Annotated in this window: 14 protein-coding genes, 1 pseudogene and 1 CRISPR repeat array; of the genes and pseudogenes, 13 read left to right on the top strand and 2 right to left on the bottom strand. The window is 61.7% G+C overall.

What is annotated here, in order from left to right; translation table 11 throughout:
* Positions 1 to 45: 45 nt before the first annotated feature.
* Positions 46 to 2,082: an NADH:flavin oxidoreductase gene (locus HALZIN_RS0115835; protein ID WP_031385158.1), complete on the bottom strand. Its 2,037-nt coding sequence runs from the start codon at positions 2,080 to 2,082 to the stop codon at positions 46 to 48.
* A 146-nt stretch (positions 2,083 to 2,228) separates the two neighbouring features.
* On the opposite strand from HALZIN_RS0115835, the gene HALZIN_RS0115840 reads away from it, so the two are divergent.
* The 11 genes and pseudogenes from HALZIN_RS0115840 to HALZIN_RS17715 all read left to right on the top strand — a co-directional run.
* Entirely contained in the window at positions 2,229 to 2,918 is a 690-nt protein-coding gene (locus HALZIN_RS0115840; RefSeq protein WP_031385159.1) for a TetR/AcrR family transcriptional regulator, read from the top strand.
* 319 nt (positions 2,919 to 3,237) lie between these two features.
* Positions 3,238 to 4,212, top strand: coding sequence for a type I-F CRISPR-associated endonuclease Cas1f (gene cas1f, locus HALZIN_RS0115850; RefSeq protein WP_031385160.1), 975 nt, complete (start codon positions 3,238 to 3,240; stop codon positions 4,210 to 4,212).
* Positions 4,209 to 7,124 carry a type I-F CRISPR-associated helicase Cas3f gene (gene cas3f, locus HALZIN_RS0115855; protein ID WP_236255003.1) on the top strand — a complete coding sequence of 972 codons (2,916 nt, stop codon included), beginning with the start codon at positions 4,209 to 4,211 and terminating at the stop codon, positions 7,122 to 7,124. Before cas1f ends, cas3f begins: the two co-directional genes overlap by 4 nt.
* Before the next feature lie 111 nt (positions 7,125 to 7,235).
* Positions 7,236 to 8,759, top strand: a complete 1,524-nt coding sequence (istA, locus tag HALZIN_RS0115860) for an IS21 family transposase (protein WP_031385162.1) — start codon at positions 7,236 to 7,238, stop codon at positions 8,757 to 8,759.
* The gene (gene istB / locus HALZIN_RS0115865; protein WP_031385163.1) at positions 8,746 to 9,486 is read left to right on the top strand and encodes an IS21-like element helper ATPase IstB; all 741 of its coding nucleotides are present in this window, start codon (positions 8,746 to 8,748) and stop codon (positions 9,484 to 9,486) included. The genes istA and istB overlap by 14 nt, the downstream gene beginning before the upstream one ends.
* 84 nt (positions 9,487 to 9,570) lie before the next feature.
* Positions 9,571 to 10,002: a hypothetical protein gene (locus HALZIN_RS0115870; RefSeq protein ID WP_201448207.1), complete on the top strand. Its 432-nt coding sequence runs from the start codon at positions 9,571 to 9,573 to the stop codon at positions 10,000 to 10,002.
* Between the two features lie 84 nt (positions 10,003 to 10,086).
* A complete protein-coding gene (gene csy1, locus HALZIN_RS0115875; protein WP_031385165.1) occupies positions 10,087 to 11,478 on the top strand; it encodes a type I-F CRISPR-associated protein Csy1 in 1,392 nt (463 codons plus the stop codon).
* Entirely contained in the window at positions 11,465 to 12,457 is a 993-nt protein-coding gene (gene csy2, locus HALZIN_RS0115880) for a type I-F CRISPR-associated protein Csy2 (protein ID WP_031385166.1), read from the top strand. Before csy1 ends, csy2 begins: the two co-directional genes overlap by 14 nt.
* Positions 12,458 to 12,474: 17 nt before the next feature.
* A complete protein-coding gene (gene csy3, locus HALZIN_RS0115885; RefSeq protein WP_031385167.1) occupies positions 12,475 to 13,506 on the top strand; it encodes a type I-F CRISPR-associated protein Csy3 in 1,032 nt (343 codons plus the stop codon).
* A 3-nt stretch (positions 13,507 to 13,509) separates the two neighbouring features.
* The gene (cas6f, locus tag HALZIN_RS0115890) at positions 13,510 to 14,079 is read left to right on the top strand and encodes a type I-F CRISPR-associated endoribonuclease Cas6/Csy4 (RefSeq protein ID WP_031385168.1); all 570 of its coding nucleotides are present in this window, start codon (positions 13,510 to 13,512) and stop codon (positions 14,077 to 14,079) included.
* Between the two features lie 130 nt (positions 14,080 to 14,209).
* Positions 14,210 to 19,824: direct repeats of the CRISPR family, unit length 28 nt; unit sequence GTTCGCTGCCGCCCAGGCAGCTCAGAAA.
* A gap of 59 nt (positions 19,825 to 19,883) precedes the next feature.
* Positions 19,884 to 20,182, top strand: a pseudogene (locus HALZIN_RS17715) (transposase); the annotation flags it as partial.
* 77 nt (positions 20,183 to 20,259) lie between these two features.
* Here the strand turns inward: HALZIN_RS17715 and HALZIN_RS0115900 are convergent.
* Positions 20,260 to 21,195, bottom strand: a complete 936-nt coding sequence (locus tag HALZIN_RS0115900; protein ID WP_051907569.1) for a LysR family transcriptional regulator — start codon at positions 21,193 to 21,195, stop codon at positions 20,260 to 20,262.
* Between the two features lie 106 nt (positions 21,196 to 21,301).
* Between HALZIN_RS0115900 and HALZIN_RS0115905 the strand changes: the two genes are divergently transcribed.
* Together HALZIN_RS0115905 and HALZIN_RS0115910 are read left to right on the top strand one after the other, a co-directional pair.
* Entirely contained in the window at positions 21,302 to 22,189 is an 888-nt protein-coding gene (locus tag HALZIN_RS0115905) for a HalD/BesD family halogenase (RefSeq protein ID WP_031385170.1), read from the top strand.
* A gap of 67 nt (positions 22,190 to 22,256) precedes the next feature.
* On the top strand, positions 22,257 to 23,540 hold the full coding sequence (locus HALZIN_RS0115910) for a M24 family metallopeptidase (RefSeq protein ID WP_031385171.1): 1,284 nt from the start codon (positions 22,257 to 22,259) through the stop codon (positions 23,538 to 23,540).
* Positions 23,541 to 23,545: the final 5 nt, after the last annotated feature.

Consider the following 23,545-nt stretch of genomic DNA (forward strand, 5'->3'; position numbering starts at 1 on the left):
GCGAGATGCCATCGGCCCCGGGTGACGCGGCAATCTTACAGGGCCTCACAGGTCCTTGACCAACCTGAGTGCATCGTAAATGGCCGCATGGGTGTTGCGGTGAGCAATCGCGTCGCCGATTCGGAATAGCTGAAACGTGCCGTCCGGGTTGGTGTCGAGCGCCTGCGCTCTGCCGGCGATCAGGTCGTCGTAGTCGACCGCGCCCCGGTTGCTCGACAGCGGCTTGAGTTCCTCGTAGAGATCGTCCATCGGCAGGGTGCCGAAGTTGACCACCACCTGATCCACGCGGCGTTCCAGATCAAGCTGGGTATAGTCGCTGCTGATCGAGGCCACCAGGTCGCTGCCATCGCGGCGGATGCCGGTCAGCCGGAAGGTCGGCGTGAAGGTGACGTCAAGCTTCTGCAGGGCGCGCATGTAGGGAACCAGGTTCATGGCCATCACTTCCGGCGCCAGGGCGCGGTCGGCGGTCATGTACTCCACCTTGCTGCCCGCCTGGGCAATGATCTCCGCCGCCTGCAACGCGGTATGGTCGCCGGCGTCGTCGTAGACGAGCACATTGCTGCCCGGCTTGGCGTGGCCGGAGAGGATGTCCCAACCCGTCACCGCCAGTTCGTTGCCTTCCGCCAGCGCCTGCTCGTTGGGCAGGCCGCCGGTCGCCACGATGACCACGTCGGGTGACTCGGCGAGCACTTCGTCGTTTTCCGCGAACACGTTGAAATGGAAGGTGACGCCCATCGCCTGGCAGCGCTCGATGCGCCAGTCGACGATGCCCATCATCTCGCGGCGGCGCTCGCTCTGCGCGGTCAGGCGAATCTGCCCGCCCGGCGCGTCGGCGGCCTCGAACACCACGACCTCGTGGCCGCGCTCGGCGGCCACCCGAGCCGCTTCCAGCCCGCCGGGCCCGCTGCCGACCACCACCACCTTGCGCCGGGTTGCGGCGGGGGTAATGGTGTGCGGCAGGGTGGTTTCGCGACCGGTCGCCGCATTGTGGATGCAATACGCCGCCCCGCCCTGATAGATGCGGTCGAGACAGTAGTTGGCGCCGACGCAGGGGCGGATTTCCGCTTCGCGCCCCTCGATCACCTTCTTCATCAGATGCGGGTCGGCCATATGGGCGCGGGTCATGCCGATCATGTCCACCTTGCCGGAGGCGATCGCATGGCGCGCCGTGGCGACGTCCTGGATCTTGGCGCCATGGAAGGTGGGGAAGTCGACCTCGCGCTTGATCTCGCCGGCGAAGTCCAGGTGCGGCGCGCTGGGCATGCCCTGGATCGGGATGACGTCGGTCAGCCCGGGGTCGGTATCGATGTGCCCCTTCACCACGTTGAGGAAATCCACCAGGCCGCTGTCCTTCAACCGGTGTGAGATCGCCATGCCGTCGCGGGCATCGATGCCTCCCGGCAGGCACTCGTCGCCGGTATAGCGCACGCCCAGCAGGAACGTGTCGCCGACCCGCTCGCGGATGCTGGCGAGCACCTCGAAGGTGAAGCGCAGCCGGTTTTCCAGGCTGCCGCCGTAGGGCCCGTCGAGCTCGTTGGTCAGCGGCGACCAGAACTGATCCATCAGATGGCCGTAGGCCTGGATCTCGAGGCCATCGAGACCGGCGGCGTGCATGCGCTCGGCGGCGTCCGCATAATCCGCGATCAGCCGCTCGATGTCCCAGAGTTCCGCCTTCTTGGGATAGGCGCGGTGGGAGGCCTCGCGGTGATTCGACGCCGAGACGATCGGCAGCCAGTCGCCCTTGTCCCAACGGGTGCGGCGGCCCAGGTGGGTCAGCTGGATCATCACCGCCGTGCCATGTTCGTGGCAGGCATCGGTCAGCTCGCGCATCCACGGCACCACTTCATCCTTGTAGGCGAGGATGTTGTTGAAGACCGGCGGGCTGTCCCGCGACACCGCCGCGGAACCCGCCGTCATGGTGAGTGCCACGCCGCCCTTGGCGCGTTCCACATGATAGGCCCGGTACAGCGCCTTGGGCATGCCGTCTTCGGGGTAGGCGGGTTCGTGCGAGGTCAGCATGACCCGGTTCTTCAGCGTCAGGTGCTTGAGTTGCAGGGGCTGCAGCAGAGGATCGTTTTTCACGGCGAGCGCTCTTTATTGTTCTGATATCGAATCAAGCTAGTCTTCTCTGTACACTGGTGTCAACAATGGTGACATCGATGTACAGGGCGTACAGAGGGCATCGCTGCCAAGTATCATTGCCTAGGGGAAAACGGAGAGCAAACTGAGTGAAAAGCGACCGCCCCACTACCAACCGGATTGCCTGGATCGATGCGGCGTACGACTTGCTGATCGACGCCGGCGTCGGCGCCGTCAAGATCGTCCCGCTGGCCAAGAAGCTGGGCGCGTCGCGCACTAGTTTCTATTGGTTGTTCAAGGAGCGCGAAGAGGTTCTTGATGCACTGCTGGAACGCTGGGAACGCCGCAATACCTACGCGCTGGTCTTGCAGACCGAGAAGTATGCCTCGTCGATCGTCGAGGCCATGCTGAATGTCTTCGACTGCTGGTTCGATCCCGCTCTCTTCGACTCGGAGTTCGAGTACGCCGTCAGGAGCTGGAGCTTGCAGGATCGCGCCGTCGCCGGGCGGGTCCGCCGGGCCGACGAGCAGCGCCTGCAAGCGCTGCAGGCGATGTTCATCCGCTACGGCTATGACTCAGCGGAAGCCGATACCCGGGCCCGGACCGTGTACCTGATCCAGATCGGCTACATCTCGATGCATACCCAGGAGACCCGGGACACACGCATCAGCCGCGTGGCCCAGTACGTCGCCATCTTTACCGGGCAACCCTGCGTGCCCGCCGATCTGGAGCGTTTCGCCGCACGGCACACGGCCCGGTTTTCCGGCGAGGAATTGGCGGCTGCACAACGGCAGATGGCTCAAGAACCGGCAATCGACGCTGGGACTCATCGGGGGTGACGGCTGGCTTGGCAGCGCGCTGGTGGTAGAGAGCCCGACAGGGCTGAAACATTACACCACCGGTCCCCCGGCGACGGCGAGCCCGGAGGCTCGCCGTCTTCGCGATGGCCGCGGTCTCAGCCCTTGTTGGCGGCCTGGGCGGCGTCGATCACATCCTGTCCGATCTCGTCGGCGAATTCCTTCCACACCGGTTTCAGCAACCGGCCGGAAAATTCCCCTGGTGTTTTATCCATGGGGTAGTCGGGCTCAATCGACTTTGCTTATATGTGGGTAACAGAGCGTAATCGGTTGTAGCCGCTACTCCAATGCCGGAGGTTCCATGGATGATTTATCACCGTCGGATCTAAAGACGATCCTGCACTCGAAACGCGCGAATCTGTATTACCTCCAGCACTGCCGGGTCCTGGTCAATGGCGGCCGTGTCGAGTATGTCACCGACGAGGGCAAGCAATCGCGCTACTGGAACATTCCCATCGCCAACACCACTTCGTTATTGCTTGGTACGGGTACCTCGATTACCCAGGCGGCGATGCGTGAGCTGGCCAAGGCCGGTGTCTTGGTCGGCTTTTGCGGTGGTGGCGGGACGCCGCTTTTCGCGGCCAATGAAGTGGACGTGGATGTCGCCTGGTTGACCCCGCAGAGCGAATACCGGCCCACGGAGTATCTACAGCATTGGGTGCGCTTCTGGTTCGATGACGGCAAGCGCCTCGAGGCGGCCCGTGCTTTCCAGATGGCGCGGCTATCGCGCATCGAATCGCTCTGGCAAGGTCGGCCGCTCAAGGAAGCGGGTTTTGATATATCCGCCCAGCACTTGAGTGATGCATTGGCACAACACCGAGAAGCGATTGCCGGTGCATCCGATACCGTGGAGTTACTGACGCTCGAGGCGCGTTTGACCAAGACGTTGTTCAAGCTGGCGGCCCAGGCGGTGACGTATGGCCAGTTCACGCGTGCCAAGCGAGGCAGTGGGACCGATCCCGCGAATCGGTTTCTCGATCATGGCAATTATCTCGCCTACGGGCTGGCGGCAACGGCGACCTGGGTGCTGGGAATTCCCCATGGTCTGGCGGTATTACATGGCAAGACTCGCCGGGGCGGCTTGGTCTTCGACGTCGCGGACCTGGTCAAGGACGCCATCATCCTCCCGCAAGCGTTCCTGTCGGCCATGCGAGGCGACGAGGAACAAGAGTTTCGCCAGGCGTGCATTGAGAGGCTGACGCGCACCGAATCCCTCGATTTCATGATCGACACGCTCAAAGCCGTGGCCCTCGAGCTTGGAGGGCCTGACACATGAATGTGCTGCTGGTTTCCCAGTGCAACAAGAACGCGCTCAAGGAAACGCGGCGCATTCTCGACCAGTTCGCCGAACGCCGGGGAGAGCGTACCTGGCAAACCCCGATTACGCTCGAAGGGCTCGACACACTAAGGAAATTGCTACGCAAGACGGCGCGCAAGAATACCGCCGTGGCGTGCCACTGGATTCGCGGCCACGACCACAGCGAGCTGGTATGGGTGGTAGGCGATGCCAAGCGCTTCAATCTACAAGGGGCGGTGCCGACCAATACGACGTCGCGCGATATTCTCCGCCGCGAAGACGAAAACGACTGGCACAGTGGCGAAGATATACTGTTGCTGGCGTCCATGGCGGCACTGTTGCACGACTTGGGGAAAGCGACCGTAGCGTTCCAGCAACGCCTGCAAGGGAAATTGGAAGGGCGCAATCTGTACCGCCATGAGTGGGTGTCGCTGCGGCTTTTCCAAGCTTTCGTCGGGAATGACGATGACGCGACCTGGTTAATGCGGCTCGCCGAAGGCCGCTATCAAACGCAAGACTGGCTAAAGGCACTGGAGTGCGATGGGCTCGACCCCGAGCCCTCCGCCATATTCCGCCGCTTGCCGCCATTAGCGGCGGCGCTTGGCTGGTTGGTCATCAGTCACCATCGTTTACCTCTCAAGCCTCCCGATGACACGTCGGACCCGGCGACACGCTGGGGGAGCAGCAATGTCACGCTGCAAATGGAACAGTTGGATGATCTGCTAGGGCTCATCGACGCGCAATGGAATGAAATTCCCTCGACGCAAGAGCCGGCACGCATCACCCCCTATTGGCAATTCAAGCATGGCCTACCGGTGGACACGCGGCGTTGGCGGGAGCGGGCGGCCAAGCAAGCAAAGCGCCTATTGGCGCGTCTTTCCGGCGACGCAAGTTGGCTCGATAGCCCTTATGTCATGCATCTCTCCCGCCTGTGTCTGATGCTTGCCGATCATCACTACTCAAGCCTTGAAGACCCAACGCATCGTGTGGCCGGTGAGCCGCAGTATCCGCTGGTCGCCAATACCGTGCGCAAGACGGGGCAACCCAATCAATTGCTGGACGAACATATTCTGGGTGTCGAGAAGCATGCGGCAGTGGTTGCGCGGGCGCTCCCCAGTGTGGATAGCCATCTGCCACGCTTGGCACGACATAAAGGCTTCCGCAAACGTAGTAACCATGCGCGTTTCCGCTGGCAGGACAAGGCGTTCGATCTGGCCCAGTCGCTGCGTGAGCGCAGCCAGCGCCAAGGTTTCTTCGGTATCAACATGGCCTCCACGGGCTGCGGCAAGACACTGGCCAATGGACGTATCCTGTATGCGCTGGCCGACCCGGAGCAGGGCGCACGCTTTAGTATCGCGCTGGGGCTGCGCACGCTCACGCTGCAAACCGGCCAAGCCTTGCGTGAACGCCTCAACCTGGGAGAAGATGATCTCGCAGTGCGTGTCGGCGGCAGTGCCAATAAAGCCCTTTTCGATCACTACGAGCGTGAAGCCGAGGCCAGCGGTTCCGCCTCTCGGCAGGGGCTGATCGATGAAGACGCTCACGTCGTGTTCGAGGGCAACTTCGAGAGCCATCCGCTGCTCAAACGGCTGGGAGAGGAACCAGGGACACGCTCGCTGGTGGCCGCTCCCATTCTGGTATGCACCGTGGATCACTTGGTGCCGGCGACCGAAAGCACGCGAGGGGGCCAGCAAATCGTCCCCATGTTGCGTCTGATGAGCAGTGACCTGGTGCTTGATGAAATCGACGACTTCGATATTAACGATCTACCCGCGCTAACACGGTTGGTCCATTGGGCGGGGCTGCTTGGTTCGCGCGTGTTGCTGTCATCGGCCACCTTGCCCCCCGCCCTGGTGCGGGGGTTGTACGACGCCTACCGCAGTGGGCGCGAAGCGTACCAGCGCCATCGCGGCGAGCCTGGCTTGCCGGTGGATATTTGTTGCGCGTGGTTCGACGAAAATGACCGTCAGCATCATGATTGTGCCGATGGTGACGCGTTCAGCGCCGCGCATGCCGCCTTTGCCGAACGTCGGCTCAAGCGCTTGGCCGATAGCCCTGTGCGGCGGCGGGGGGAGCTCATCCCCATGCCGCCTCTGGGGAAACGGCCGGAAGAAATTCGCGCTGGCCTGGCCACATTGCTACGTGATCAAGCTGCTCAGCTACACGAGCGCCTCCATTCTTGTGATCCGAACACGGGCAAGCGCGTGAGCTTTGGCCTGATACGCATGGCCAATATCGACCCATTGGTGGATGTCGCTACCGAACTGTTTCGACTAGGCGCCCTCGATGGCCAACGGATTCACCTTTGTGTCTATCATTCCCGCCATCCGCTCGTCATGCGCTCGGCGATCGAACGACGCCTGGACCAAACGCTGCAACGTGCCGAGCCGGACCGAGTGTTCGAGCAGGCCGACATTCGGCGTTTACTCGATGGCAGTGACGAAGCCGATCATTTGTTTATCGTTCTAGGCTCGCCGGTAACCGAAGTCGGTCGCGACCACGATTACGACTGGGCGATTGTCGAGCCTTCCTCCATGCGCTCGATCATCCAGTTGGCAGGGCGTGTATGGCGCCATCGCGACAAACGCTGCGACACGCCGAACATTCAGCTCCTGGATACCAACCTCAGTCACCTGGAAAAACCTGGAGAACTTGCATTCCAACGCCCGGGGATCGAGACCGGTGAGGCTTGGCGACTCAGTAGTCACTCGTTGAGCGCGCTGCTCACGCCGGATGAATATCAGATCATCGACGCCCGGCCACGCGTGCTGGCGCGCGAGACGCTATCCCCACGCGATAGCCTGGTCGATCTGGAGCACCAGCGACTGATAACCCAAATGCTGGAGCCGCCCACCCAGCCGCTGACCAATGTTAATGGCCAAGTAAAGTGACCCAGTACCGGCCAACGCTTTTGACCCACCCCCGAGGTGGCAGCGCTGCCACCATCCACCTACCGTGTCGGCTCAGCCAAGGGTCGGGACGGAGATGTGAAGGATTGGGGAATGATTCACAAGATCAAAGCGTTACATGATGACGGACAGGGCCTGTCGATCCGCGCCATCGGCCAGGAGCTGGGCCTCTCCCGTAACACCGTGCGCAAGTACCTGCGCCAGGACGTAGCCGCCATCGAGGCGGCGCAGTCGAACCGGGAGCGCGAGAAGAAGCTCGATGCCCATCGCGACTACATCGCCTACCTGCTGCGCACCTTCCCTCGGCTGAGCAGCGTCAAGGTCGCCCGCAAGCTGCGTGAGAAGGTCGGGGAGCTGGCGGTTTCGGAGCGCACCCTGCGCCGTTACGTGCAGCAGGTGAAGAGCACCGTCGCCAGCCGACAGCGGCGCTACTACGAGCCGGTGCTCGACATGGTCCCCGGTGTGCAGTGCCAGGTGGATCCGGGCGAGCTGCGCGAGGTGAAGATCGGCGGCGAGCCGCGAACGCTGTACTTCGTGGTGTTCGTGCTCTCTTACTCGCGTCTGACCTACGTCGGTGTCAGTCTCTCGCCGCTCGACACCCTCACCTTCATCCGCCTGCACGACGAGGCCTTCCGCTACTTCGGCGGCCTGCCCGAGGAGTGCGTTTACGACCAGACCAAGATGGTGGTGATCAGCGAGCAGTTCCGCGAGCTGAAGGTGAACCAGCGCTTTCATGAGTACGCCACTACCGCTGGCTTCCGGATCCATGCCTGCTGTGGCTACGACCCGGAGAGCAAGGGTAAGGTCGAGGCCGGGGTGAAGTACGCCAAGCAGGACGCTTTCTACGCCGAGACCTTCCGCGACGAGGCCGACCTGCGCCGCCATGTGCAGCAGTGGCTCGATGAGGTCGCCAACGTGCGCACTCACGGCACCACCGGCCGGCAGCCGAGGGTCCACTTCGAGGCCGAGGAGCGGGCGCATCTTGGGCCCTACCTGACGCCGGCCTGTGTGGCGCGAGGCGTCGACGACCTGGCCCCGCGTAAGGTCGACAAGACCGGGCTGATCGCCTGGAAGGCCAACAAGTACTCGGTGCCCATGGCCTACCAGCAGGGGCGTGTCGGCGCCCGGGAAGAGGACGACCGCCTGGCGATTCACGACCTGGAGAGCGGTGACGAGATTGCCACCCATTCGCTGCACCTGGGCACGGGTCGTACGCGGCGCAACGAGAACCACTACCGCGATCACCGCCAGCAGGAGGCGGAGCTTGAGCAGGCCATCGAGCGGTGCCTCGGCGAGCCCTTGGGAGGCCAGCTCTGTGCGCGCCTGCGCGAGAGCATGCCGCGCCACTATAGAGACCAGCTGCGGGGCGCCAGGAAGCTGCTGGAAGGCGAGCCCGAGCTGGACCGGGTACTGATCGGCGACTGGGTCACCCGTGAGCGCCTCACCGCCGGCGGGCTCAAGGAGCGCCTGGCGGCGGCCCGGCTGGCCAAGGCGCGTGGGCGGGATCGCGACGCCGATGCCCCGGCGGGCCCCGTCACGCCGCCCCCGGACCTGAGCCAGTACGCCCGACTTGGCCGCTCCAGCGGCCAGCAGGAGGTGACCCATGGGGCAACTTGAGTTGACCGCCGGGCGCTACCGCAGCCTGCGCCTCGGCGCCATCGCCGGGGATCTCACCGTCCTGCTGGCCCAGGCCGAGGCCAACGAGGTCTCCTACCTGGCTTTCGCCGACATGCTGGTCGAGCACGAGCGCCAGACCCGTGAAGCCAAGCGAATCGACCTCTACCGGCGTCAGGCCGGTTTCCCCAGCGACAAGCGGCTGGAGGGGTTCGACTACCGGCACCAGACCACCATTACCAAGCGCCAAGTCAGCGCTCTGCTCGACTTCGCCTTCCTCGACAACCGCGAGAACCTGGTGTTCATCGGCCCGCCGGGCGTGGGCAAGACCCACTTGGCCATCGGCATCGGTCAGAAGGCCATCGAGGCTGGCTACCGGGTGCTGTTCCGCAACGCCCTGGACCTGGTCGAGGAGTTGGAACTCGCCGAGATGAAGGGCGCGCTGAAGAAGACGCTGCACAAGCTCGCCAAGGTCGACGCCTTGGTGATCGATGAGCTGGGCTACTTGCCGATGAGCCGGCAGGCGCGCTACGCGCTGTTCCAGCTGATCAACCGGTTCTATGAGCACCGCTCGCTGATCATCACCACCAACAAGGACTTTACCAGCTGGGGAGAGTTCTTCCACGACGACAACGTGGCGGTGCCAATCGTTGACCGGATCATCCACCACTCGCACCTCTACCTGCTCGGCGGGGAGAGCTATCGGCTGAAGCAGAAGGCGCTCAGCTGACGATCACGGGTGGGTCATTTTTGTTGGCCACTGGTGGGTCACTTCTGATGGCCATTGACAACCAAGAAAGAACGCAGGTTGGGCATGAAACCGTCGCCACCTCCCTTGGGCGCCTATAGCTGGTATGCCATGCCGCGCATGCACCTGACCGGCGTGCTCACCCAGCGTCAGCGTTTTCGCCAACCCACTCAGACCGACGTAGCACTCGCGTTATTGCCCGACGAGGGCGGCGAAACCTGGACGTTGCATCGCGTGGAAGACGGTGCCAAGCGTGGTGAAACGCTCTACGTGGAAGTCGAAGAAAGCCTGATGGCGCGGATAGACCTGGAGCATGAACGGGGCGAGCGCATTCAGCCCTGGGGCGCCGATGACTACCTGACCGCGCTTGCCGATCTCGCCGAGGACCTGGATATCTCGCTCGATAAAGCCGCACGCACCTTCGGCATCGTCAATGCGCCCGAGAGCACGCATGGCTGGCGCTACCATCCCGTGCTGGGGTTTGTGAAGAAGAGATGAGTGAATTGGTCAATAAATCAATATAAGGTAAACGGTAAATTATTATTAATTCAATGAGTGTATCGATTAAGGTGATCTATGGCAATGACACAACAAGCAGCAGGGATACGCGAAGTCATCGAGCGCTTCATGAAGGAGCGCTTCGATACCAAAGCGGAAAAGCTGGCCCCCGATGATCCCAAGTACCAAGCGCTGGTTGAACAGTTCCAGCGTGATACCTGGCTCAACGATGCTGCAAGCAGGATTCTATCATCTATGCGAGGTGAGAATCCGATAAAGTTTGCAACGCATACGGTCAAGGCTATCCATCCTGATGCTAGAGGCACTAACCTTTGGTGTCGAGAACGAAGTGATGATAGGTCGAACTTCGTTGGTACAGCCTCGTTAGGCAATGACTATTTTGTAGATATTGTTGGTAATGCGGCTTATAAGTTGAACGAATACAAGTTTTTGCTTCTTTTTGCGCCGAATGGGGAGCGGCTTTTAGATCTTGCGATGCAAGGAGATCAAGAGTTCTGCCAGGCAATCGGTGGCAGTCAAGAAGATGGGGAAAATTTAGCAAAGATATTTTCTAAGTTAGCACAGCCTGGCGCAGTATCTCACACCCTTGCCAAGCAAGTGTACTGGCTGACAGGCGAAGATGCGGTCGAGGATGACGACTTCCATCTACTGGCGCCGCTCTATGCGACCTCGCTGGCGCATCAGGTGTTTCAGACGATCAATCGTGATCGTTTCAGCGACGAGGCCAAGGAAGCGCGCAAGTCCAAACGAGAAGGGAAGCTGGGCGAACAAGAAGTGCATGACTATCCCAATATTGCTTCACAGAAGATGGGCGGCACCAAGCCACAGAATATCTCGCAACTGAATAGCGAGCGAGGCGGTAATAATTACTTGCTGGCCTCGTTACCACCTCGCTGGAACGTACGCGATATTCGTCCACCGCTAAAGGTTGAGTCGGTACTATCCGACCCCGGAATATTTGGTTGGCGCAAGGACGTGCGGTCGTTGGTGAGTGACCTGAAGCGCTTTCTGGAAACCAACCCCAACACGGATATGCATACCCGTGATCTGCGCGATGATTACACCGCGATGATTCTGGATGAACTCGCGCTGTTTACGATGGAGATGCATGAACTCTCGCCGGGCTGGAGTGCTGACGAGAACTGTCGCCTGTCGATGGAAGAAGCTTTCTGGCTTGATCCTGGCCGCACACAGGACGATAGCGACTTTCGTGAAGTGCGCAATAACACCGACTGGCCCGGCGAGATTCGGCGACGATTCGCCAACTGGCTCAACAAGGCGCTTGGCGGCAAGTTGCCCTTGGGCGATGTGGAGTTTCGGCATTGGCACCAGGAACTTGCTCGGGATGCGTCCCATCAGCGCTTGCTGGATAGTGATCGTCGCTGGATGAAAGCCTTGATGGACGACCTGGAAAGTATCGACGATTGGGGGGAGGAAGGTAATGAGCAACGTTAATAACCTTCTGATACTGCCGCGTCTCCGCATACAAAACGCTAACGCGATTTCGAGCCCGATGACGTGGGGCTTTCCGGCCATGAGTGCTTTTGTGGGCATGATGCAAGCGTTGGAACGCAAGCTCGCCGCAGCGGACATCAACGTATCGTTGGATCGTATTGGGGTGGTGTGCCATGACGTCGAGGCGCAAGCGACCGAGGGCGGTTACACCCGCGCCTTTCACCTCACGCGTAATCCCCTTTCAACACATGCCGAGAAACAGAAAATAAATACGGATGGAAGCTTTACGACGCCTTCCTTTGTTGAAGAGGGGCGCATGCACCTGGATATCACCCTGATATTCGCTATCGATGCCAAGGCGTCGGATGAACAGCGCCAGCATATTGCGCAACAGGCGGGGAATATCGTGGCCGGTATGCGCATAGCGGGTGGCAGCGTGATGCCGAATCCGCGTGTTTCCCCGGATCGGCAACGCCCGATGTGGATCGCATTGGATGACGACTCGAGTGAGCGTGAAGCGCGATTCAAGCGTTTGAAGCGTCGTTGGTTGCCAGGGTTCGCCTTGGTGTTACGCGATGATCGTCTGGCTGAACACACCGAGACGCTTCAAGCCCAAGATGAAAACGCCACAGCGCTGGATGCCTGGCTTGACCTTTCGCGCCTCAACCACGAATGCCAGGTCGATTCCGAGAGTGATCAGGTGCAGTGGGGAGTACGACGCCCTTACCCCGGTTGGTTGGTGCCGCTTCCGGTCGGTTATGGCGCCATCTCGGAACAGTTCGAGCCAGGTAGCGTGGCGAATACGCGAGATACGCAGATCCCGTTTCGCTTCGTGGAAAGCATTTATTCCATCGGTCAATGGATTAGTCCTCACCGTTTGACGTGTCCCGAAGACTTGCTCTGGTACGTCGATAACGATCTCGATGCCGGCCTTTATCGCCTTAACAACGACTATGCCCAGCGTGCACATAGCGCTTAATGACAAGGAGCCCAATAATGGCTAAGAAAGACGACGCTTTGAAAACCGCTTCCGTTCTCGCCTTCGAGCGCAAGCTCGATCCCTCCGATGCGCTGTTGTACGCCGGGCAGTGGTCCCAGCGCGACACACTGGACGATTGGAAGCCGGTTACGGTTCGTGAGAAGTCGGTACGCGGCACGATCTCCAACCGCCTCAAGGCCAAGGAGCAAGATCCTGCGAAGCTCGATGCCACAATCGAGAATCCCAACCTCCAGACCGTCGATGTCGCCACCTTGCCCCATGACACCGACACGCTGATGGCACGTTTCACATTGCGGGTGCTTGGTGGTGCGGGTACCCCTTCGGCGTGCAACAACGCCGACTATCAAGCCAAGTTGCAACAGGCCGTTGCGGACTATGTGAAGGCGCAAGGGTTTGGTGAACTGGCGCGGCGTTATGCCCAAAACCTGGCGAATGGGCGTTTTTTGTGGCGTAACCGTGTCGGCGCCGAGCAAGTTGAAGTGCGTATTCGGCGCATGGAAAAAGGCCACGTCGCCAAAGAATGGACATTCGATGCACTGAGTTTGTCGCTTCGCGGCTTTGACGGTGATACGCAGACTTCGGAGCTGACGCAGGATATTGCAGACGCTCTCGCGGGTGAGCGTCACTTGATTTTGGAAGTCATCGCCTTTGCGCATGTCGGCATGGGGCAAGAGGTCTTCCCCTCGCAAGAACTGATTCTGGAGCGTGGGCGCGGTGACAAGAGCAAGACACTGTATCAAGTAGGTGGCGTGGCCGGCATTCACTCCCAGAAGCTGGGCAATGCCATTCGTACCATCGATACCTGGTATCCAGCGCGGGAAGATGGCAGTGACCTCGGCCCCATCGCTGTCGAGCCTTATGGCTCCGTGACCACTCAGGGCAGCGCCTATCGCCAGCCCAAGCAGAAGGTGGACTTCTACTCGCTGCTGGATAACTGGATGCTCAAGGACCAAGTGCCGGATACCTCGCAACAGCACTTCGTTATGGCGACCTTGATCCGTGGCGGTGTCTTCGGCGAAGCGGGGTAAGCCATGGATCATTATCTCGATATTCGGTTACGACCGGATCCAGAGTTTCCGGCGTCAATGCTGATGAACGCACTCTACAGTAAGCTCCATCGGGCCCTTTTTGATCTGCAGGCCGATGATATCGGCGTGAGCCTGCCCGACCACAAGACCGGCGTGCGTGCGCGCACGCCGGGGGATCGGCTTCGGCTACACGCGCAGCAGAGCCGTCTTGAACAGCTCATGGCGCTCCCGTGGCTGGCGGGGATGCGTGACCATGTCGAGTTGGCGGACATTGCGCCGGTTCCGGCGGAAGTGAGTCATCGCCGCGTGGTACGCCGGCAGTTCAATACGGGCGGGCCGAGTCGGGTCAAGCGTTACGCGCGTCGGCACGACATCAGCGATGAAGAAGCGCGCCAATGCATGTCGGCATCTGCTGAGCGCAAGATCTCATTGCCGTTCGTACAAGTGAACAGCCGATCCAGTGGCCAGCGTTTTGCGCTGTTTATCGAGCACGGGCAACTGCAAGCCACACGGGTAGCAGGGCGCTTCAATCACTACGGGCTGAGCCGTGAAGCGACAGTGCCATGGTTTTGACCCTTTTTGGGGAGGCTCTATAGCACCCTTTTTAAATCAACAACCTAGCGCCACCTCCTGTGTAAGGGTGTGGCGCTTTCTTTAGGTGAATGCTCTTTAACAATTAGGCATTTAGCTGTGATAAGCTCTAGTTCGCTGCCGCCCAGGCAGCTCAGAAAACCTGGGCGAACGAGTTTCGCCTGATCCGCCAGTTCGCTGCCGCCCAGGCAGCTCAGAAAAGCGCCACTTGGATAGCCGAGACATGGACCTGGTTCGCTGCCGCCCAGGCAGCTCAGAAAACCGGCGTGGCGGCGAGTACCTCGACGGACACGTTCGCTGCCGCCCAGGCAGCTCAGAAATGGCACCCCGGCACCGAAAAGTGGCGGGCAAGGTTCGCTGCCGCCCAGGCAGCTCAGAAATTGCCTACGCCATCGCCAGCGCCTTTAAGTGCGTTCGCTGCCGCCCAGGCAGCTCAGAAACAGCTCGATGCGCCCGTATTTCGTCGGGTCGTGTTCGCTGCCGCCCAGGCAGCTCAGAAATGGATCAACGGCAATGGCTATACAAAAAAGCCGTTCGCTGCCGCCCAGGCAGCTCAGAAAGAGGATATTTCTCGACTCACGCTCCGGAAGAGGTTCGCTGCCGCCCAGGCAGCTCAGAAAGAAACAGCAACTCCCGGTTGAGCGACGAAACCGTTCGCTGCCGCCCAGGCAGCTCAGAAATGAGAGCGTGCTGTCGATGAACAGGGGCTGTACGTTCGCTGCCGCCCAGGCAGCTCAGAAAAATCGATGCACGAGTTTGGGCTGCTTCTTGCCGTTCGCTGCCGCCCAGGCAGCTCAGAAAACGCCTGCCCCGCCTCACCCTCGGCGTAGGGTGTTCGCTGCCGCCCAGGCAGCTCAGAAAAAGGGATCCCCGATTCGCCGAACACACCGGAAGTTCGCTGCCGCCCAGGCAGCTCAGAAATTGCGCGAGAACATGTCGACCAGCGAGCTACAGTTCGCTGCCGCCCAGGCAGCTCAGAAAAACGAGCGTGTCAAGGCGGATACAGCCAAGTTGTTCGCTGCCGCCCAGGCAGCTCAGAAATTGCGCGTCTGCTTAATACGTGCTGTGAGTATGTTCGCTGCCGCCCAGGCAGCTCAGAAAAGCCGAAAAACATGGACGACCCGACCGGCAGCGTTCGCTGCCGCCCAGGCAGCTCAGAAAAGAACAGCATCAGCGACCTGATGGGCGAGCCCGTTCGCTGCCGCCCAGGCAGCTCAGAAAGGTACCGCTATCGCCTTTGCGCGTGACTGCTGGTTCGCTGCCGCCCAGGCAGCTCAGAAAGCCGACTTCGGTCGTTTCCATACTTCGATGCCGTTCGCTGCCGCCCAGGCAGCTCAGAAACTAGAAACTCAGGCCGCACAGTTCATGGATCTGGTTCGCTGCCGCCCAGGCAGCTCAGAAAAGAAACTGAGATGCGGGACCGAATTGGATCGTGTTCGCTGCCGCCCAGGCAGCTCAGAAAGAAACCCTGCAGATAGAACGTCGCACATTGGTGTTCGCTGCCGCCCAGGCAGCTCAGAAAGCGAACGTGTATTGCCTGTCCTGCGCAAGGAAGTTCGCTGCCGCCCAGGCAGCTCAGAAATAACCGGTAGTAGACCTTCTGAGTGCCCAGTCGTTCGCTGCCGCCCAGGCAGCTCAGAAATGTACCGCCCGTTACCAGCCACGACAGATAGCGTTCGCTGCCGCCCAGGCAGCTCAGAAATTGACAGAAATCGGCTACAGTGATCACACCAAGTTCGCTGCCGCCCAGGCAGCTCAGAAATGGACGAGGAGTCGCGCCGGGTGATGAGTGTCGTTCGCTGCCGCCCAGGCAGCTCAGAAAACGCGAGCCGCAGAGTCGCGGAGCAACAGAGCGTTCGCTGCCGCCCAGGCAGCTCAGAAAAGGCACGACGGACGGAACTTATCCGTCGACTTGTTCGCTGCCGCCCAGGCAGCTCAGAAACAGCGCGAGAAGCGCCAACAGCGCCTGGCCGGGTTCGCTGCCGCCCAGGCAGCTCAGAAATGAAACAGGATGCCCGGCGGCACGGTCTTGCCGTTCGCTGCCGCCCAGGCAGCTCAGAAAAAGAAGGGCCGGCGTTTCGAAATCATCGTCGCGTTCGCTGCCGCCCAGGCAGCTCAGAAAAACGTCAGCGCCGCAGAAGCTCGTCGCCTCGCTGTTCGCTGCCGCCCAGGCAGCTCAGAAATTGACCGAATCCGACGACGCCGCCGAAGCTGCGTTCGCTGCCGCCCAGGCAGCTCAGAAAGGCATAAGACGCCGCGGCCTCGATGGTCGGGTGTTCGCTGCCGCCCAGGCAGCTCAGAAAATCACCTTCTACGGCGTGCCCGAGGCCAGCACGTTCGCTGCCGCCCAGGCAGCTCAGAAATGGCATGGGCGAGCGCCAGGCGTGCATCGTTGGTTCGCTGCCGCCCAGGCAGCTCAGAAAACCGCCGAGCAGCTCGAAACCCTGCGCTATCTGTTCGCTGCCGCCCAGGCAGCTCAGAAATCAGGATGCCGGTACCGTTCCGGCCATCTCCTGTTCGCTGCCGCCCAGGCAGCTCAGAAATCCTGGCGGGCGCGCTCGGCGTCCTCGGCGCGGTTCGCTGCCGCCCAGGCAGCTCAGAAAGCGCAACGATGGCCGATTTCTTCGCTTCACCGGTTCGCTGCCGCCCAGGCAGCTCAGAAAAATCACGATTGCGCTGGTGATTGTGGAAACCAGTTCGCTGCCGCCCAGGCAGCTCAGAAACCCTTACTTCATTAGATAGACGGCCAGCAGCAGTTCGCTGCCGCCCAGGCAGCTCAGAAATGGCCGTGGGCATCGCTGAATCGTGCCGCTTTGTTCGCTGCCGCCCAGGCAGCTCAGAAAACCATTCGCAGGTAGCGAGGCGTGACGCCCAGTGTTCGCTGCCGCCCAGGCAGCTCAGAAATGCTCAAGGTGCGCCCCTATTGGCGCTATCTGGTTCGCTGCCGCCCAGGCAGCTCAGAAATGGCTACCCTGAATACCCACGTTGCCCAGCATGTTAGCTGCCGCCCAGGCAGCTCAGAAATCACCCTGCTTTCGCTCAACCCGGCCGGGCTGGTTCGCTGCCGCCCAGGCAGCTCAGAAAGAGATGGGCCGCGTCGGCGATGTACTGACGGCGTTCGCTGCCGCCCAGGCAGCTCAGAAACTGGTGCAAGCCGATGGCCTGGGCCGCGACAGCGTTCGCTGCCGCCCAGGCAGCTCAGAAAACTGGACCCCCGCCGACTGCGCGGATTTCACAGTTCGCTGCCGCCCAGGCAGCTCAGAAAAACGCGGCATCTAGTCACATAAAAGCGATCTAGTTCGCTGCCGCCCAGGCAGCTCAGAAATACCTGATCTACAAGAACTGGGGCGCGATCAGGTTCGCTGCCGCCCAGGCAGCTCAGAAAAGCATCCGTGACCGGTACCGCCGTCGCCTTTGGTTCGCTGCCGCCCAGGCAGCTCAGAAAGGCACGCTGAAAGACACCCTCACCACCATCGGGTTCGCTGCCGCCCAGGCAGCTCAGAAAGCGAACAGGGCGACTCACCACCGTCTACGAGCGTTCGCTGCCGCCCAGGCAGCTCAGAAAAGTAGCCGGACGCGGCCGCTGTCTGCTTGGGAGTTCGCTGCCGCCCAGGCAGCTCAGAAAGTGTCTGACACCTGCATGACGAAGCGGATCGTGTTCGCTGCCGCCCAGGCAGCTCAGAAAACGACGACCGAGCTAGGCTTCGTCGAGAAAGCGTTCGCTGCCGCCCAGGCAGCTCAGAAAAGTACTCCCGGGCGATGAAGCGGCACAGCGCCGTTCGCTGCCGCCCAGGCAGCTCAGAAACGGTTGCGTTCCCGCGCTCCCGTTCCCCTCGGGTTCGCTGCCGCCCAGGCAGCTCAGAAATGAGTTAATCTCAGAGTACTAAGACATCTACCAGTTCGCTGCCGCCCAGGCAGCTCAGAAAATGAGCCGCATGAACAAGCAGTCTTCGCATAGGTTCGCTGCCGCCCAGGCAGCTCAGAAATAGTCGGTCTCGCCCCGCACCCGCTTCGAGACGTTCGCTGCCGCCCAGGCAGCTCAGAAAAGGTCGAGACGATCATCGAGGATCCGGCCACCGTTCGCTGCCGCCCAGGCAGCTCAGAAATCACCGCGCCCGACGTCACCGTCGACAGCCCCGTTCGCTGCCGCCCAGGCAGCTCAGAAAAAGAGGCGGCGGGGCGTGCCGACACCCTGGCAGTTCGCTGCCGCCCAGGCAGCTCAGAAATATCCCGATGGGCACGCTCTCCACCCTTGCTGGTTCGCTGCCGCCCAGGCAGCTCAGAAACAGCGAACCGATGCCGGCGAGACCCTGCCGACGTTCGCTGCCGCCCAGGCAGCTCAGAAAATGGAGCGCCAGAACGATCAGCAGCAGTTCACGTTCGCTGCCGCCCAGGCAGCTCAGAAAAAATAGCACGAGCATTGCGATTTTGGACGCTCGTTCGCTGCCGCCCAGGCAGCTCAGAAATGTAACGCTTGGTGCTGCATTGCAACCATCCGGTTCGCTGCCGCCCAGGCAGCTCAGAAATGCTACGCGACCGCCGAATCACTCGATCCCGAGTTCGCTGCCGCCCAGGCAGCTCAGAAATGGTATTGCGTAGTCCCGGGATCGGTACCCACGTTCGCTGCCGCCCAGGCAGCTCAGAAAGTCGCGCTGGCCCTGTTGGGGCGGCTGTTGGCGTTCGCTGCCGCCCAGGCAGCTCAGAAATGGCCATTGTGCCGGGGCGCTTTCGTTTGCAGGTTCGCTGCCGCCCAGGCAGCTCAGAAATCGCCATTGGCGAGCTCAACGGTCCGTGACCCGTTCGCTGCCGCCCAGGCAGCTCAGAAATACAGCGAGCGCAACGAGATCAAGGGCGACTTGTTCGCTGCCGCCCAGGCAGCTCAGAAAAGATCCGTGAGCAGGCTGAGCAGAAAGCTCGCGTTCGCTGCCGCCCAGGCAGCTCAGAAATGATGGACAACATTAAGGCAAAGGTGAAGTAAGTTCGCTGCCGCCCAGGCAGCTCAGAAATGCTGCAGCGCTGCCAGGGCCCCGCTCTCCTTGTTCGCTGCCGCCCAGGCAGCTCAGAAATTGACACGCTCGTTGGTGCTTTCCAGGCATTCTGTTCGCTGCCGCCCAGGCAGCTCAGAAACTGAGCGTCTGCTTAATACGTGCTGCGAGTATGTTCGCTGCCGCCCAGGCAGCTCAGAAAACGTCACGCCTCGAGTCACTATTGCAAGGCGCGTTCGCTGCCGCCCAGGCAGCTCAGAAAAACCAGCTGCACGCCAACGCCAGAGACGGCGTGTTCGCTGCCGCCCAGGCAGCTCAGAAAGCCAGCGCACAACGCCAGTTATCCACAACCTCGTTCGCTGCCGCCCAGGCAGCTCAGAAATTCGCAAAAAGATCAACGACACGCTGGGCACGGTTCGCTGCCGCCCAGGCAGCTCAGAAATTGACGACCCGGTCGTACCAATCCAGGTCGTCGTTCGCTGCCGCCCAGGCAGCTCAGAAATGATCTACGACGGCCGCATTCGCGAGGCCATCGTTCGCTGCCGCCCAGGCAGCTCAGAAAACATTGCAAAGCTCATGCGCTGCCGGTTCTTGGTTCGCTGCCGCCCAGGCAGCTCAGAAATCACCCCGTCGTCGTCATGCGCGAGCCGCCGCGTTCGCTGCCGCCCAGGCAGCTCAGAAAACCAAGAAGCTCCGCACGCTGTTTAGGTGGCAGTTCGCTGCCGCCCAGGCAGCTCAGAAACTAAAGGACGGGGTTTTTCGCGTTGCGGGGTGGACGGTTTGCTCCTTTTGCAGTATGTAGTGGTGGACTCTTCATTCGGTGATACCGCCCTGAGCGGATTGGTGGCCGGCCGTGACTATCCACGCACGTACCGTGAGTTCGTTGAGATGTATCCTGACGGTGCGGCCTGCGCTGCGTGGTTGGGCCAATTGCGTTGGCCCAGTGGCTTTGTCTGCCCGGCGTGCGGGACTGCTGCGTCGCCATGGCAGCACTCGTGGGGTGCCTCGTGTGCTCGTCCTGCCGCCATCAGGGAACAGTGACCGCTGGAACCCTCCTGGACAAGACGCGGACGCCGCTGACCACTTGGTTTGAGGCCAGCCGCAGCCTCGTATTCCGTCGGCTGCTCGAACAAGCCGTTGTCACCGGGCCTGTGACGCAAGCGCAGGTGACCCATGGCTATGACTGGTGACCACAAGATGTGGGGGGTGGAGGAGCAAACCGCCCACCCCGCTTGGGCAATATCTCCAAATCCACACTCTCCACGCTTTGCATCCCGGTCACAGTGGCCGCCAGGTCCGTACAGAAACTATCGAACGCTTCGCTCATGTGACCGGGGCTTCGATGAAGTTCGATTTCGATATACCCCAGGTCGGGCAGCCCTTCATCATCGCCGATGATCCGGCAGCCGGCGGGTACGCTACGTGGTGTCTTGACGGTCATGGCCAGGCCGCTCTGTACCGCGACGTTGATGCCGGTCGGCGATTGACTGATGTAGCGCACGTCCCACTGTCGTTCGTCTCTTCCCAGCGCCGCCAGGGCATGGGCGCGAAAGATACACCCCTCGGGGTTCAGGGCCAGCGGCAGGCGCTGCCAGTCGGCGGGGTCGGTGTCATCGGCGATGACCCAGACCATCGGCTCGCGGCCCAGCAATTCCCCGGTGTGCGTGGGTCCATGCCGCACCGCCAGGACGATGTCCAGCAGCCCCTCCTGGAAGCGAGCAATCAGGTTGGCGCTGATATCGCAATAGATCTCGATATGCACGGGCGAATGGGAATCGGCGAAGCGCGGTAGCAGGCTGGGTAGATAGGCGCTCGCCTGCTCCTCGGAAATGCCCAACCTGATCAGTTCACGCCGATTGTCGGCCCCCATCATGCGCTGGGCGTCGTCCTGCAACTTCAATATCTGCCGGGCGTAGGGCAGCAGCCTTTCGCCCGACGGGGTGAGCAGCACGCTGCGGCTGGTGCGCTCGAACAGCGACTCGCCCATGCGATCCTCGAGCCGCTTGATCTGCAGGCTGACCGCCGACTGGGTACGACAGAGAATCTTGCCGGCGGCGCTGAAGCCTTCACATTCGGCGACGGCCACGAAGGCACGCAGCAGGTCCGTATCCATCGTCTATGAGCCCCTGAAATTGATCGTATCTGAATCATTCATTTCTATTATCAGATTTCACGCCCTAGGCTGACACGGTGTCAAGATCGCGACCAGGAGACATCGCATGCACGCTACCGCCGACACCCGGCCGGACAGTCCCTCGTTGGAGGGCCTCGTCGATCTGGCGCGCTACCCGCTGACCGATCTTTCGAGTTCCGCCGGGCAAGCGCTGATCGAGCGTTGTCGTGAACAACTGGCCGACGACGGCTGCGTCGTGCTGCCGCGCTTCGTGCCGGACCAGGCGCTCGACCGCCTCGAGCGCGAGACCGAACGGCTCTCGCCGGCGGCGCATTACAACCAGAACGAAACCAATCCCTACAACTCCGACGGCGATCCCGGCCTGCCGGCCTCACACCCCAAGAACCGCTTCGGCGACCGCACCAACGGCTTCGTCGCCGGGGACCGGATCGATCGTGACACCATCATCCGCCAGGTCTACCAGCATCCGGATTTTCAGCGCTTCATCGCCGCGGTGGTGGGCATCGAGACGATTCATGAATACGCCGACCCGCTGGCGGATCTGGTCGTCAACGTGCTGCGCGAAGGCTGCCAGCACCCCTGGCACTACGACACCAACGAATTCATCGTCACCATGATGACGCGCCAGTCCGAGGGTGGTGGCCGGTTCGAGTACGCGCCGGGTATCCGCAGCCCCGAGGGGGAGAACTTCGAGGCGGTTCAGTCGGTGCTGGACGGCGACCGCAGCCGCCTGAAGACGCTGGACCTGCAGCCGGGCGACCTGCAGGTGTTCTTCGGCCGTTACTCGCTGCATCGCGTGACCCCGGTCGAGGGCACCCGCGAGCGGCACACGGTGATCTTCGCCTATGCCAAGGAGCCGGGCTTCGTCGGCCGCCCCGAGCGCGCCCAGCGCATCTTCGGGCGCATGGCGCCGGTGCATGAGCGCATGCTCGACGAGGGCCGGACCCAGCGCAGCGACAATCTCGCTGACTGAACGCAGGCCCCTGTTTCGACGCCCGGCGGTCCCTCGCCGGGCGCTGCTTTTGCCCAAAAGGATTGCCATGAACCGTATCGAATCCGCCCGGCTCAGCGACAGCGAGCCGTCGTCCATCCCGGTCGTCCCCTCGGCGCCGATGGCCAATACCGACAGCATCCCCACCGCCTTCGATCCGCTGCAACTGCGCGGTGGGCGCCTGGCGCGCCTGCGCGCGATGATGGCCGAGCAGGGCTATGCCGCGCTGGTGCTGTTCGACCCCTACAACCAGCGCTACGCCACCGGCTCGCGCAACATGTTCGGCTACTTCCTGCGCAACTCGACGCGCTACATCTACGTGCCGCTCGAGGGGCCGGTGATCCTCTTCGAATACCCGGGCAGCGCCCACGTCTCGACCTGGCTCGAGACCATCGACGAGGCGCGCACCTCCAAGGTGGTGTGGTCGGCGGTCAACCAGCGCGACAACCTGTCTTCGGACCCGTTCGGCATCGAGATCGCCGAGCTGATGGAAGCGCACGGCAAGGGCAACAAGAAGATCGGCCTGGACCGCTGCGCGCTGAACCTGGCCCGCTCGCTGGAGGCCCAGGGGCTCGAGGTGTTCGATTGCATGCAGGACACTCTGCATTGCCGGCGCATCAAGACCCCCGAGGAAATCGCCTGCCTGGCGCAGTCGATGGCGGGTTGCGAGGCCGCGGTCGCCGAAGTCGAAGCGGCAATCAAGCCCGGCGTGCGCGAAAACGACCTGTTCGCCACGCTCTACGGCAACGTCATCCAGCAGGGCGGCGAGTTCATCGAGACCCGCCTGCTCTCCTCGGGCCCGCGCACCAACCCTTGGTTCAACGAAGCCAGCGACCGGGTCATCCGCGCCGGCGAACTGGTGGCGCTGGATACCGATACCATCGGCTGCCACGGCTACTATTCGGACTTCTCGCGCACCTTCCACGTCGGCCCGGGCCGCCCCAGCGGCTACCAGCAGAGCCTCTACCGGATGGCCTACGAGCAGGTCCATCACAACATGCAGATCCTCAAGCCGGGCATGAGCTACCGCGAGATCGCCGAAAACGCCTGGAAGATTCCCGAGCGCTTTCTCGACCGTCGCTACCCGTCGATCATCCACGGCGTGGGCATGCACGGCGAGACGCCGCTGGTCGCCCACCACATGGATTTCGACCGTTTCTCCAAGGACGGCGTGCTCGAACCCGGCATGGTGGTCTCGGTGGAGAGCTACATCGGCGAGGTCAGCGCCGCCGACGGCGTCAAGCTCGAGGAGGAGGTGCTGGTCACCGACACCGGCATCGAGAAGCTCTCGCGCTATCCGTTCGATGAAGCCCTACTCGGCAGGGAGTTTTGAGAGGG

Source organism: Halomonas zincidurans B6 (genome assembly GCF_000731955.1).
Taxonomy (GTDB): domain Bacteria; phylum Pseudomonadota; class Gammaproteobacteria; order Pseudomonadales; family Halomonadaceae; genus Modicisalibacter; species Modicisalibacter zincidurans.

Bases quoted from the DNA above. Each gene is read 5' to 3' on its own strand.
- cas1f (WP_031385160.1), top strand. From the start codon at position 3,238: ATGGATGATTTATCACCGTCGGATCTAAAGACGATCCTGCACTCGAAA.
- cas3f (WP_236255003.1), top strand. From the start codon at position 4,209: ATGAATGTGCTGCTGGTTTCCCAGTGCAACAAGAACGCGCTCAAGGAA.
- istA (WP_031385162.1), top strand. From the start codon at position 7,236: ATGATTCACAAGATCAAAGCGTTACATGATGACGGACAGGGCCTGTCG.
- istB (WP_031385163.1), top strand. From the start codon at position 8,746: ATGGGGCAACTTGAGTTGACCGCCGGGCGCTACCGCAGCCTGCGCCTC.
- HALZIN_RS0115870 (WP_201448207.1), top strand. From the start codon at position 9,571: ATGAAACCGTCGCCACCTCCCTTGGGCGCCTATAGCTGGTATGCCATG.
- csy1 (WP_031385165.1), top strand. From the start codon at position 10,087: ATGACACAACAAGCAGCAGGGATACGCGAAGTCATCGAGCGCTTCATG.
- csy2 (WP_031385166.1), top strand. From the start codon at position 11,465: ATGAGCAACGTTAATAACCTTCTGATACTGCCGCGTCTCCGCATACAA.
- csy3 (WP_031385167.1), top strand. From the start codon at position 12,475: ATGGCTAAGAAAGACGACGCTTTGAAAACCGCTTCCGTTCTCGCCTTC.
- cas6f (WP_031385168.1), top strand. From the start codon at position 13,510: ATGGATCATTATCTCGATATTCGGTTACGACCGGATCCAGAGTTTCCG.
- HALZIN_RS0115900 (WP_051907569.1), bottom strand. From the start codon at position 21,195: ATGGATACGGACCTGCTGCGTGCCTTCGTGGCCGTCGCCGAATGTGAA.
- HALZIN_RS0115905 (WP_031385170.1), top strand. From the start codon at position 21,302: ATGCACGCTACCGCCGACACCCGGCCGGACAGTCCCTCGTTGGAGGGC.
- HALZIN_RS0115910 (WP_031385171.1), top strand. From the start codon at position 22,257: ATGAACCGTATCGAATCCGCCCGGCTCAGCGACAGCGAGCCGTCGTCC.